This window comes from Chryseobacterium sp. MIQD13, from assembly GCF_050496705.1.
Classification (GTDB): domain Bacteria; phylum Bacteroidota; class Bacteroidia; order Flavobacteriales; family Weeksellaceae; genus Chryseobacterium.
Genome location: NZ_JBNWAF010000002.1, coordinates 243,954 through 255,951, shown reverse-complemented (window position 1 = coordinate 255,951; position 11,998 = coordinate 243,954). Strand labels below are relative to the sequence as shown.

Here is an 11,998-nt window from a genome sequence, read left to right as displayed (position 1 = left end):
ATGAAAATAAAGCACAATATCATACTTCTGACAGTCACGGTACTTTTAATGATAAGCTGCGGCAAAAAAGAAACGTCAGCAGAAAAGACTGAAGTAAAAACCGAAAAGACCGAAACTGGACATGAAGACGCTCCCCAAACTATTGCTTCATTGACGGAAGAACAGATAAAATCAGTCGGAATATCTTTAGGCCCAGTGGAAATGAAAGAGCTTACCTCCACTATCAAAGCAAACGGACTTCTGCGTGTTCCGAACAACAATAAAGCAACGATAACCTCTCTTTATGGCGGAGTTATTAAAACCCTTAACGTACAGGTTGGAAGCCTGGTGAGAAAAGGGCAGGTGATTGCAACCATTGCCAATCCTGAATTTATCCAGCTGCAGGAAGATTATCTGACCACAAACAGCAGAATCACCTACGCAGAACAGGAATACAGAAGACAAAGAGAGCTTTTCGATAATGATGCAGGAGCAAAAAAGAACCTGCAGAGTTCGGATGCAGAATTGAAAACACTGAGAACCCGGAGAGCTTCTCTTTTAAAACAGCTTCAGATGATGGGAATAAGCCCGGGAAAAGTAAATAATTCCAATATGAGGTCGGGACTGGTTATTACTGCACCGATCAGCGGGACGGTCAGTAGTATTTCGGCGCAGATTGGAAGCTATGTAGATGTTTCGTCACCTGTGGCAGAAATTATCGATAACAATTCTATCCACCTCGATCTGCAGGTTTTTGAAAAAGATCTTCCGAAAATGAGAGTAGGACAGACCGTTCATTTCAAATTGACCAATAATCCTGAAACTGAATATGATGCCATGGTGTACAGCGTAGGTTCTTCATTTGAAAACGAGAGTAAAACAGTATCTGTACACGGCACCGTGACCGGAAACAAAGCAGGTCTCATTGACGGAATGAATATCACCGGAATAGTAAGCCTTGATAAAAATACCACACCTGCTGTTCCAAATGAGGCAATCGTAGAAGCAGACGGAAAATATTATGTGTTTATCAAAACAGATAAAAAAACTGAGGAACATGAAGAAGAGATCCCCGTTGAAGGTAAGAAAGAAGAAGCCGGCGAGCATGCTCAATACAAGAAAACCTTAAATTTTGAAAAGGTAGAGGTGGTAAAAGGAGCTTCGGATATGGGATATACTGCAATTACACCGGTCAGGGAAATTCCTGCCGATGCCAGAATCGTTGTGAAAGGAGCCTTTTTCGTTAATGCCAAGCTTTCCAATTCCGGCGAGCATGAGCATTAAAATAAGAAAATGATAAGTGATTTATAAGGACAGACCGGAATAAGTACCGATTTTTATGCCTAAATTAGAGGTGTTTACGGTAGATTTTCAGAGTCAGACAGACAAGAAACATTCTAATACATCATTCAGTTATGTTGCTAAACAAGAAAATATCCATCTGGTATTTCATCCGTGAAATAAAAAAACAGATCCTGTATATGGGAGTATTTGCTATATCCATCGGATTATTAGACCTTCTCCCCGGATTCCGCAAAATTTCTCTTCCTCTTAATATTCCGGCTCTTTTAGGAACTGCAGTATCATTACTGCTGGCTTTCCGGACCTCGCAATCCTATGAAAGGTGGTGGGAAGCCAGAACAGTCTGGGGAGCAATAGTGAATGATTCCAGAACATTGATGAGGCTGGTCATTCAGTTTTTCCCTTCAGGAGAAGATAAGATCATCAAAGAATTTGCAGAAAGACAGATCATCTGGACCTATGCGCTCGGTGAATCCCTGAGAAGACAGCCTTTTTCAGAGAAAGTTCAGAAATATCTGGATGAGCATCAGATCGAAGCAGCAAACATTCCGAATGCTCTTTTGGATGCCCATTCCCAACAGCTCAAAGAAACGGCTTCTTTGAAAGGCTTAACAGATTTCCAGCAGATGCAGCTGAATGATATTATTACAAGACTTTGCGACAGCATGGGAAAATGTGAAAGATTAAAAAATACCGTTTTCCCAAGATCTTACAGTATTTTACTGCATACCCTGATCTATGTTTTTGCTGCAATACTCCCGTTCGGATTGGATGACGGGCAGCTTATTGTTGAAATCATTATTACCTTCCTTATTCCGGTTATGTTCCTTGCCATAGAAAAAACATCAATTATCATGCAGGATCCCTTTGAAAATGGCCCGGTTGATACACCGGTGACCGCTTTGGCACAAACCATTGAAATTAATATCAGACAAATGACAGGAGAAAAAAATGTTCCTGCCAAAAAAGAAAATACTTTGTATTACGAAATGTGACAGATTAAAAAATTCCAAAAAAATTATGGAAGAAATAAAAATACAGACGGGTTCGCCCGCAAGCAGACATAAAAAGAATTTGCTTTTTGTCCTCTTGTTAAGCGGGACCTATATGATCGCTGAGGTGATTGGAGGTGTTATTACCCAAAGTCTTGCCCTCATGGCAGATGCGGCACATATGCTGACTGATGTTGTCGGGTTGCTTCTGGCATTCATTGCCATAAAAATAGGAGAAAGAAAGGCAGATGCTTCCAAAACATTCGGATATTACCGGACAGAGATACTGGCAGCAGTAATTAATGCTGTGGTACTGCTTGGTATTTCTCTTTATGTGCTGTATGAAGCCTATCAAAGATTCAGTAATCCACCGGAAGTGCAGAGCAAAACAATGCTTATTGTGGCAGGAATCGGGCTGATGGTAAATATTATAGGAATGATGATCCTGAGAAAAGATTCTGAAGGAAGTCTCAATATGAAAGGGGCTTACTTTGAGGTTCTTTCCGATATGCTGACTTCCATTGGAGTGATGATTGCAGGAGTCATTATGCTGACAACAGGCTGGTATTACGCTGATCCGATTATTTCTGCAGCTATCGGCCTTTTGATTTTCCCAAGAACCTGGCGTTTATTGAAAGAAGCAGTCAATGTATTGCTGGAGGGAACTCCCAAAGATGTAGATATTCAGCAGGTACGTAAAACACTGGAAGAAGTTCCGGGAGTAAAAGACGTGCATGATCTTCATATATGGTCATTGACATCAAGTGTCAATGCTATGAGTGCCCATATTGTAAGAGATAATAAAACGGCTCAAAACCAACTGCTGAAAACTTTAACCGAAGTCACAACGAAAAACTTTAAAATCAGCCATACTACTTTCCAGGTTGAAGAAGAAGGTTATGAAGAACAGGAAGTACATCTTTAAAATAAATCAGGAAATGAAAAAAGATATAGAAAATAAACTTATTGATAAAAATACCAAACCTACCAGTATGAGGATTTTGGTATACGATTTTTTAAGTACTCAGGATGCGGCACTTTCCCTTTCGGAAGTGGAAAACCATTTTGATAATGCAGACAGGACCACAATTTACCGGACTTTGAAAACCTTTGAAGAAAAAGGAATTGTTCACAGCATTCAGGAAAATACAACCACAAAATATAAATTATGTGATGACGGTTGTGATGAGAAAACACACAAAGACTGGCATCTGCATTTCTACTGCAAAATATGCAAGCAGACTACCTGCAGAGAAGGTATTTCTTTTCCGGAAAATATACAGACCAATTTCAGGATTGATGAAATAAGACTTTTTGCCAAAGGAATCTGCGAGAATTGTCTTGAAAGTTTGCAATAGTGTTGCATTGAGTTTAAACCTAATTTTACATCAAAATAGTATTTATGGAAGAATGTTGCAGTACAAAACCCAAACAGAAAGAACAGCATAAACACGACCACTCAGAAGGAGACGGCCACGATCACTCTCATGATACAGGAGATAAAACGGTTTTCCAGATGTTTCTCCCCGCCATCATCTCTTTCCTGTTGCTTCTGATTGGAATAGCATTGGATAATTATATAAAAACAGAATGGTTTACAGGATGGGTACGGTTAGCCTGGTATTTGGCAGCATACGTTCCAGTGGGACTTCCCGTTTTGAAAGAAGCTTACGAAAGCATTGTTCAGGGAGATGTATTCTCTGAATTTTTCCTGATGGGAATTGCCACAGTAGGAGCATTCATAATAGGGGAATATCCGGAAGGTGTTGCCGTAATGCTTTTTTATTCCGTAGGTGAAGTATTTCAGGGAATGGCTGTTTCAAGAGCAAAAGGAAACATCAAAGCATTGTTGGATCAGCGCCCTGATGAGGTAACAGTCATTGAAGGTAGCCAGCCAAAAACCATTAAAGCAAAGGATACCAAGATAGGAGATATCATTCAGCTGAAGCCGGGTGAAAAGCTGGCGCTGGATGGTGAACTGATTACAGAATCAGCTTCATTCAACACAGCAGCCCTTACAGGAGAAAGCAAACCGGATACTAAAACAAAAGGAGAATCCGTACTTGCAGGAATGATCAATATGAACAATATTGCTCATGTAAAAGTGAATACGGCTTACGAAGACAGTAAGCTCAGTAAAATTCTGGAACTGGTGCAGAATGCCACAGCGCAAAAAGCCCCGACTGAACTTTTCATCAGAAAATTTGCAAAAGTATATACTCCAATCGTTGTTTTCCTGGCGATAGGGATTTGTCTTCTGCCCTATTTTTTTGTCGATGATTACATCTTCCGGGACTGGCTTTACAGAGCACTGATTTTTTTGGTAATTTCATGTCCCTGTGCATTGGTGATCTCGATTCCTTTAGGGTATTTCGGAGGAATTGGAGCGGCAAGCAGAAACGGAATACTGTTTAAAGGAAGCAATTTTCTGGACAGTATTGCAGAAATCCAGAATGTAGTAATGGACAAAACCGGAACCATGACGGAAGGTGTATTCAAAGTACAGGAAGTGAACATTAACCCCGAATTCAGCAAAGAAGAGGTCCTGAAACTGGTGAATGCTCTGGAAAGCAAAAGTACACACCCTGTAGCTACAGCGATTCATAATTATGCAGGTGAGATCAATCACGCTGTCCCATTAGAGAATGTAGAGGAAATTGCGGGACATGGTTTAAAAGCTTCAGTTAATGGAAAAGAATTGTTGGTAGGTAATTTTAAGCTGATGGATAAATTCAGTATCAGCTACGATATTAATCATGGCAATATTGTTTACACTTTAATTGCTATAGCCTATGATAAAAAATTTGCTGGCTATATCACCATTGCAGACAGTATAAAAAATGATGCAAAACAAACTGTTGAAAACCTTCACAAAATGGGTGTGAAAGCGACTATGTTGAGTGGTGATAAAAGTACCGTTGTAAAATATGTAGCAGATCAGCTTGGTATAGACAACGCTTTCGGAGATTTGCTACCTGAAGATAAAGTAAATAAAGTAAAAGAAATCAAAGCCACGAATCAAACCGTAGCCTTTGTAGGTGACGGAGTAAATGATGCTCCCGTGGTCGCTCTCAGTGACGTAGGAATTGCAATGGGTGGGCTGGGAAGCGACGCCACCATCGAAACAGCGGACGTTGTGATCCAGGATGATAAACCCGGTAAGATTCCAATGGCCATTAACATAGGTAAACAGACCAAGAAAATTGTATGGCAGAATATTATTTTAGCCTTTGCCGTAAAAGCGATAGTCTTAGCTCTGGGAGCCGGCGGTCTGGCAACGATGTGGGAAGCCGTATTCGCAGATGTGGGAGTAGCGATGCTGGCTATTTTAAATGCAGTGAGAATACAAAGGATGAAGTTTGGTTAAAGGTAGCAGGTTGCAGATGACAGGTTTTAGGTATTAGATGAGGCGAGAAATAATCAGGACTGTAAAATTTTATCAGAGATAAAATCCTTGCGCCTTAAAAACATCCATCATTTCTAAAATAACTTTTGCGCCTTTGCGATAAAAACACTCCAGGCCGCAAAAAAATAAAGACATAAAAAATCTGTGAAATCAGCCTAATCAGCGAGAGAAAAAAATAACCCATAAACTCTGTTACAACTGTAGCAGAGTTTTTTTCATCAGGTTTCAACGAAAATAATCAATGACATTCATCATAAATAAGCCATAAACCCAATTTGAGTAGTATATTTGTAAAACAGAACCAATTCATTGAGATTTCTTATATCCATATTCGTCATTTTTACCATCGCATTACGCCCTGTTTTGCCATTGGTAAACTATGCCGTGAACTATGATTATATTGTAAAAAACCTCTGTGAAAACAGAAATATTCCCCAATCTACATGTAAAGGGAAATGCTACGTAAGTAAAGAACTGGCAAAAACAGAGAAACAGTCCAATAATTCCCAGACTATAAAAATTGCAGGATTAGATGTATTTCTTTCACACGATATTCTTTCATTTTTAGCTCAAAAAGAATCTGGTTCCGAATTAAAAGTGATCAATACATATCATAGTATAGATGATACTTCAGAATATTTTACCAGGATATTTCATCCTCCTTTAGCTTAATTTATTTTGAACTAAATATATAGTTGGTGTTTTAATCTGTGAAAACATCTCTTATTGCTATATGTAAAGTGCTTATGAATGTAAATACATGCTAACATCACTTTAAATTTAGTTTAAATAATACCTCTGTCTTTGTTCAATACTATCATTAATTTCAATTTACAATTAAAATGAAATCAAAAATTATTTTAACTGCATTATTGTCAGTTTCATTATTCGCCTGTGGCCAGGAAACACCAAAAGTAAAACATAAAAAAAGTGCTTCATCTTCAAAATCAAGCATCAGAAAGGTAAAATTTGCCAATGCCGAAGATCCGATTTGTCATATGAAAACAGAAGATGATATGAAAGACACAGTAGTCTATAAAAATAAAACATACGGTTTTTGCAGCAGCCTTTGTAAAGACGAATTCAAAAAAAATCCGGAAAAATATGCCCAGAAATAATAAACCCCAAAACGGAGCAAAGAAAAAGGTCATCATTCCGATAGCCATTTTTGCCCTGCTTTTTCTGGGAATAGGTATAGGAATGGGATACTTTAAAAAGAACCTGTACACCGTAATGAAGGTTCCCGATTTTACACTGACCGACCAGAATAATAAGAAAATCACCAATAAAGATATGCTGGGGAAAGTATATCTGGTAGAATTTTTCTTCAGCAGGTGTCCAACAATCTGCCCCGTAATGAACCGTAATATGAGATTTATTGAAGATGAGGTAAACAGCCCCGAATTTGGAATTATCTCAATAAGTATCGACCCGGAAAACGATACACCCGCAGCATTAAAACAGCATGCCAAAAGTGTGGGAGCAAAATCACCGGACTGGCATTTTCTTACCGGAGACAGGGATTATATAGGAAAACTGGCAGATCAGTTCAATATCTATGTAGGAGATAAGGAAGACGAAAGTGAAAGCCTGAACCACAGCGGAATGATCGCCCTTGTAGACAAAGAGGGAAACATTCGCTGCAGGTATAATAAAGACAATATGCCAATCCTGTATTATTCCGGGCTGAATTATGAAGATCCGGAAGGAAAAACACCAAAGCTTAACGGTAAATATCATCCCGACAGGGAAATCCTGATCGAGGATATTAAAAAACTATTGAAGTAAGAAATATTGTTAAACCATAAAAACAAAACGTTATGAAGATTTTGAAAATAGCAGCTTTAAGTGCCGTATTTGCCACACAGTTTGCTTTTGCCCAGTTTAAGCAGGCTCCGCTTCCGTATGCATACAATGCGCTGGAGGGATCAGTGGATGCACAGACTATGGAAATCCATTATTCAAAGCATGCAGCTGCCTATGTTGCCAATTTAAATAAAGCGATTGCAGGAACCCCACAGGAAAAACAGACCCTTTTCCAGATTCTTTCAGGAGTTTCTAAGCTTTCACCGGCAGTAAGAAACAATGCAGGAGGGCATTACAACCATGAACTTTTCTGGACAGTTCTTACTCCCGTAAAAAACACACAGCCTTCTGAAAAACTGGCTAAAGCTATCAGTGAAACTTTTGGAAGCATGGAGGCTTTCAAAGAAAAGATCAGCAAAGCAGGAGCAGACCGCTTCGGTTCAGGATGGGCATGGCTTTCTGTAGATAAGAACGGAAAATTATTCGTGTCATCTACAGCCAATCAGGATAATCCTCTGATGGATGTAGTAGAAGAAAAAGGAACCCCGATTTTAGGGATTGATGTATGGGAACACGCTTATTACCTGAAATACCAGAACAAAAGAGCCGATTACCTTACTGCAATCTGGAATGTGCTTAACTGGAAAGAAGTAAGCAGAAGATATGACGAAGCAGTAAGCAAAAAATAAAAATGAATTTAATTTGCAGCATATTCCTCACTTTTTACATGGTGTTCAGACCCCTGATCCCATTGATGGAGTATGCTGTAAATTATAACTATATTGCTACCGTTCTTTGTATTAATAAAAGCAGGCCGGAGCTTCATTGTAATGGGAAATGCTACTTAAGCAAAGAACTGGCGAAAACAAATAATACTGATTCCTCGCCTTTAAACAAAACCAAAAATTCAGGACAGAAAGTATTGGATACTTATACACTTTCTGAAATATCAGCCATTCAGACGGAAAGAGAACTCTTCTCCCTGAATTTTAATTTTCTCTATGAAACAGCCTATTCTTTTCTGTTTCTAAAACATATTTTCAGACCACCGGTTTTTTAAGTTTACTCCTTTACAAACCACAAAGAGAAGTTTATATAGTATGAAAATCAAAGATTTTCAAAAACTTATGTGCTCTTCTATTCAGTTTTCCAATACACTTTAAATAACTAAAGTGTAAAAGAACTTTTGCGCCTTTTGTGGTTTAAAAAAATTGAATGTTCACTCATTCAAAAGAATCTCTATTTCAAAAAATTCAACTTAAAAAATCAAAAATGAAAATTTATAAATTTTTATCATTATTCTTTATTGCCTTTACTTTACTCACTTTATCATCTTGTCAAAGCAGCGATGATGCCGATCCGCAGGATACTTCCACAGGGAATCTTCAGATCAAATTCGAGAATGGGTTTAATAATCTTGGTGATATTGTTTTAAATCAAACAGTACAGACTTCTACCGCAGGGCAGAAACATAATTTTTCCACCCTTAAATACGTAATCAGCAATATTACACTGATCGACGAAAGCGGAAACGAATTCAAATACAATGAAAATAATCCTGATAAAGGAGCTTTTATCATAGACCAGGCAGATGCAGTAGCCGGAATTGTCTACGTTGACCTGAACGGAGTCCCTAAAAATAATTACAAAAAAATGAAATTCGGACTTGGGATCAGCCAGAAAGCGTACTTGCTCGGACAGGACGGTCAGGCAGAATTCTGGACCAAAGCAAAAACTAAAGGGATGTCATGGTCCTGGGCAGCAGGCTATGTTTTTGTGAAACTGGAAGGGAAATATGGCAACAGTACGGCAGATACAAACTTTATGAATCATACCGGAAATATGGGAAATGTAGCAGCCAATAACACACCGGATCTTTACCGGGAAATTACGTTGAATTTGCCGACGACAGCCAGAGTGACTTCGCAGGTAAAACCTTCAGTTCATATTCTTGCCGATCTCAACCAGTTTTTAAGCGGCGGTAAAACACTTTCCCTTACAGCGGAAAATAATATGATGATGGGATCAAGTCCTCATTTGGCAGATGTTACGGATAACCTGACTAAAATGTTTAAAGTAGATCATGTTCACAATGATTAAAATTTTATCCAAAATAGTATTGGCTATACTTTTTCTGAATTGTGTATCCTGTTCTGATGAGGTGATCCGGCCACTCGAAAAAGATGAAGCCTATCCGTTGCAGTTTCCTTCCTATTTCCCTGAAATGACTTTCAATTCATCCGGAAATCCGGTTACCAAAAACGGAGTGGAATTAGGACGAAAATTATTTTACGAAGGAAAACTTTCCAGAAATAATACAATATCATGCGGTTTCTGTCATATTCAGGAAAACGCTTTTACCCATCACGGTCATACAGTAAGTCATGGTGTAGACGATAGAATAGGAATCCGGAATGCACCGCCTGTCCAGAATATGGCTTTTCTGAAAAGATATATGTGGGACGGTGTGATCCATAATCTGAATGAGCAGCCTATCAGCCCGATTACAGATGAAAACGAAATGGATAGTTCCATGCCTGAAGTGATATCAAAACTGAAGGAAGACCAAAAGTATAAAAAGCTTTTCATGGCCGCATACGGAGATGAAAATATTACCGGAGAAAGGGTTCTGAAAGCCCTGTCACAGTTTATGGCAAGCATGATCTCTGCTGATTCGAAATATGACAGGTTCAGGCAGGGAAGAGAAATTCTTACTTCTGAAGAAAATCAGGGAAAGAGTTTATTTCAGCAGAAATGTGCTTCCTGCCACAGCGGAGAATTATTTACTGATGAAAGCTTCAGAAATACCGGAATGTATTACAATACGCAATTCAAAGATGCAGGACGTTACCGTGTAACGCTTGATCAGAATGACTGGATGAAATTCCGCGTTCCGAGCCTTAGAAACATAGAATATACTGCTCCCTATATGCACGACGGAAGATTTTACACGCTGGAAGCTGTTCTTAATTTCTATTCGGATAATGTAGAGGATAATCCCAACCTTGATCCGCAGCTTAAACAGAACGGACATATAGGAATTGCAATGAATGCTCAGGAAAAGCAGTTTATCATTGCCTTTTTGAAAACCTTGTCTGATAAAAGCTTTATTTCCAATCCAAAATTTGCAGAATGAACATTACTATAAACTTTAAAAGAATAATTTTTATAATCAGTCTGGCTTTCTCATTTGTTTGTCAGGCTGCAATAATTAACGACAGTATTGATATTTCTGATGATATTAACAGAAATATCCTTGATGACTGTGATGCCTGTGGCTGTGCGGCAGGAAACGGCTCCTCCGGTTTTGAATCTTTGCTGAATCCGCAATTTATCGGGATTAAGTATTTTGCCCAGCATTATAGAGCAAAAGAAAACCTTTTTGTAAAAGATCTCACACAGGATCAGTATTTCAATACCATGCAGATTTGGGGAAAAATCCCTTTGACTGAAAAACTGAGTGTATATGCCAGTCTGCCTTTTCATTTTCACGAAAAGAAAACCATGCAGGGAGATATCAACATCAATGGTATCGGAGATTTAAATCTGATGGGAATCTACAGGATCATTAATTCCAAAGATAATTTTCATCAGCTTAATGGTGGTCTGGGGATAAAAGTTCCTTTGGGGAAATTTGATGAAAAAGGAATTTCCGGGGTCAATCCAAGTTTTCAGCTCGGAACGGGCAGTTGGGATTATCAGGCAGTTTTAAACTATAAATTTCAGAAGAATAAGCTGGCTTTACTGATCAATACAGATTATACAGTGAAAACAGAAAATAAAAAGCATTACCATTTTGGAAACCAATGGAATTATGCGGCAACAGGATTTTATCAGATTACAGGAAATGAAAAAGCCATTTTATCTGCGAAGGCAGGACTTCAAGGCGAAGTGTATGACAAAAACAGGCAGTTTAATGAAGCACTACCCAATACAGCAGGAAGTGCTTTATACGGGAAGCTGGGTTTTGAAGCTTCCTATAAAAAATTTAGTCTCGGTGGTGAAGTGATGCTTCCTGCGTATTCCAATCTGGCGGGAGGAGATATTGAAGCGAAATCTAGATTCAGTATTTTTCTGAATTTTGGGATTTGATGAGGAATGATGGTTTCGAGAGCCTCAGCCACCAAAAGTGGTTGATTCAATCTTAAACATACTATTATTCTATCCTTAATGATGGGTTCTGAAACTGGTGGCTGAGGCTCCCGAAGCCGCCGGTTTTTATTGCTGAAAATTAAATTATTATGTCTTGTATTGCATCTGTCAATAATTTTCTATCTTTGCCGCAATCTGGTGCGCTGTAAAAAGCACTTAAAAGGGAATCCGGTGAAAATCCGGAACAGACCCGCTGCTGTAAGCTCCACATCAAAGTTTTTGAAGATTATATCCACTGTTTTTTAATGGGAAGGATTTCAAAAACGGAGTAAGTCAGAAGACCTGCCGGAGGATAAACGTTTGATGCTTTCGTGGAATAAAGCTTAGGACAACAATGATTCTGTGCAGTGACAGCTGTGCT

The 11,998-nt window shown here is 38.7% G+C and carries 13 protein-coding genes and 1 riboswitch; all 13 genes read left to right on the top strand.

The genetic code is table 11. The features are described 5' to 3' along the window. Complete coding sequence (locus ACQWU4_RS08325) at positions 1-1,263, top strand: efflux RND transporter periplasmic adaptor subunit (protein ID WP_429935300.1); 1,263 nt, start codon at positions 1-3, stop codon at positions 1,261-1,263. 131 nt (positions 1,264-1,394) lie between these two features. Continuing rightward, complete coding sequence (locus ACQWU4_RS08320) at positions 1,395-2,276, top strand: bestrophin family protein (RefSeq protein WP_429935299.1); 882 nt, start codon at positions 1,395-1,397, stop codon at positions 2,274-2,276. 25 nt (positions 2,277-2,301) lie between these two features. Beyond that, the gene (locus ACQWU4_RS08315) at positions 2,302-3,198 is read left to right on the top strand and encodes a cation diffusion facilitator family transporter (protein ID WP_429935298.1); all 897 of its coding nucleotides are present in this window, start codon (positions 2,302-2,304) and stop codon (positions 3,196-3,198) included. Positions 3,199-3,211: 13 nt separating this feature from the next. Further along, the gene (locus tag ACQWU4_RS08310; RefSeq protein WP_429935297.1) at positions 3,212-3,631 is read left to right on the top strand and encodes a Fur family transcriptional regulator; all 420 of its coding nucleotides are present in this window, start codon (positions 3,212-3,214) and stop codon (positions 3,629-3,631) included. A 44-nt stretch (positions 3,632-3,675) separates the two neighbouring features. Next, a complete protein-coding gene (locus ACQWU4_RS08305; RefSeq protein ID WP_429935296.1) occupies positions 3,676-5,640 on the top strand; it encodes a heavy metal translocating P-type ATPase in 1,965 nt (654 codons plus the stop codon). A 348-nt stretch (positions 5,641-5,988) separates the two neighbouring features. Continuing rightward, the gene (locus tag ACQWU4_RS08300; protein WP_429935295.1) at positions 5,989-6,351 is read left to right on the top strand and encodes a hypothetical protein; all 363 of its coding nucleotides are present in this window, start codon (positions 5,989-5,991) and stop codon (positions 6,349-6,351) included. 170 nt (positions 6,352-6,521) lie between these two features. Next, positions 6,522-6,797 (top strand): YHS domain-containing protein, encoded by a 276-nt coding sequence (locus ACQWU4_RS08295; protein ID WP_429935294.1) that lies wholly within the window; start codon positions 6,522-6,524, stop codon positions 6,795-6,797. Continuing rightward, entirely contained in the window at positions 6,784-7,467 is a 684-nt protein-coding gene (locus tag ACQWU4_RS08290) for an SCO family protein (RefSeq protein ID WP_429935293.1), read from the top strand. Before ACQWU4_RS08295 ends, ACQWU4_RS08290 begins: the two co-directional genes overlap by 14 nt. A 32-nt stretch (positions 7,468-7,499) precedes the next feature. Further along, the gene (locus ACQWU4_RS08285) at positions 7,500-8,174 is read left to right on the top strand and encodes a superoxide dismutase (protein ID WP_429935292.1); all 675 of its coding nucleotides are present in this window, start codon (positions 7,500-7,502) and stop codon (positions 8,172-8,174) included. Positions 8,175-8,176: 2 nt separating this feature from the next. Then, a complete protein-coding gene (locus ACQWU4_RS08280; RefSeq protein WP_429935291.1) occupies positions 8,177-8,545 on the top strand; it encodes a hypothetical protein in 369 nt (122 codons plus the stop codon). Between the two features lie 212 nt (positions 8,546-8,757). Next, positions 8,758-9,585: an MbnP family protein gene (locus tag ACQWU4_RS08275; RefSeq protein ID WP_429935290.1), complete on the top strand. Its 828-nt coding sequence runs from the start codon at positions 8,758-8,760 to the stop codon at positions 9,583-9,585. Next, complete coding sequence (locus tag ACQWU4_RS08270) at positions 9,578-10,621, top strand: cytochrome-c peroxidase (protein ID WP_429935289.1); 1,044 nt, start codon at positions 9,578-9,580, stop codon at positions 10,619-10,621. The genes ACQWU4_RS08275 and ACQWU4_RS08270 overlap by 8 nt, the downstream gene beginning before the upstream one ends. Next, entirely contained in the window at positions 10,618-11,577 is a 960-nt protein-coding gene (locus ACQWU4_RS08265; protein WP_429935288.1) for a transporter, read from the top strand. Before ACQWU4_RS08270 ends, ACQWU4_RS08265 begins: the two co-directional genes overlap by 4 nt. Positions 11,578-11,756: 179 nt before the next feature. Beyond that, positions 11,757-11,941, top strand: a riboswitch (cobalamin riboswitch). Positions 11,942-11,998 lie beyond the last annotated feature (57 nt).

Bases quoted from the DNA above. Each gene is read 5' to 3' on its own strand.
- ACQWU4_RS08325 (WP_429935300.1), top strand. From the start codon at position 1: ATGAAAATAAAGCACAATATCATACTTCTGACAGTCACGGTACTTTTA.
- ACQWU4_RS08320 (WP_429935299.1), top strand. From the start codon at position 1,395: ATGTTGCTAAACAAGAAAATATCCATCTGGTATTTCATCCGTGAAATA.
- ACQWU4_RS08315 (WP_429935298.1), top strand. From the start codon at position 2,302: ATGGAAGAAATAAAAATACAGACGGGTTCGCCCGCAAGCAGACATAAA.
- ACQWU4_RS08310 (WP_429935297.1), top strand. From the start codon at position 3,212: ATGAAAAAAGATATAGAAAATAAACTTATTGATAAAAATACCAAACCT.
- ACQWU4_RS08305 (WP_429935296.1), top strand. From the start codon at position 3,676: ATGGAAGAATGTTGCAGTACAAAACCCAAACAGAAAGAACAGCATAAA.
- ACQWU4_RS08295 (WP_429935294.1), top strand. From the start codon at position 6,522: ATGAAATCAAAAATTATTTTAACTGCATTATTGTCAGTTTCATTATTC.
- ACQWU4_RS08290 (WP_429935293.1), top strand. From the start codon at position 6,784: ATGCCCAGAAATAATAAACCCCAAAACGGAGCAAAGAAAAAGGTCATC.
- ACQWU4_RS08285 (WP_429935292.1), top strand. From the start codon at position 7,500: ATGAAGATTTTGAAAATAGCAGCTTTAAGTGCCGTATTTGCCACACAG.
- ACQWU4_RS08280 (WP_429935291.1), top strand. From the start codon at position 8,177: ATGAATTTAATTTGCAGCATATTCCTCACTTTTTACATGGTGTTCAGA.
- ACQWU4_RS08275 (WP_429935290.1), top strand. From the start codon at position 8,758: ATGAAAATTTATAAATTTTTATCATTATTCTTTATTGCCTTTACTTTA.
- ACQWU4_RS08270 (WP_429935289.1), top strand. From the start codon at position 9,578: ATGATTAAAATTTTATCCAAAATAGTATTGGCTATACTTTTTCTGAAT.
- ACQWU4_RS08265 (WP_429935288.1), top strand. From the start codon at position 10,618: ATGAACATTACTATAAACTTTAAAAGAATAATTTTTATAATCAGTCTG.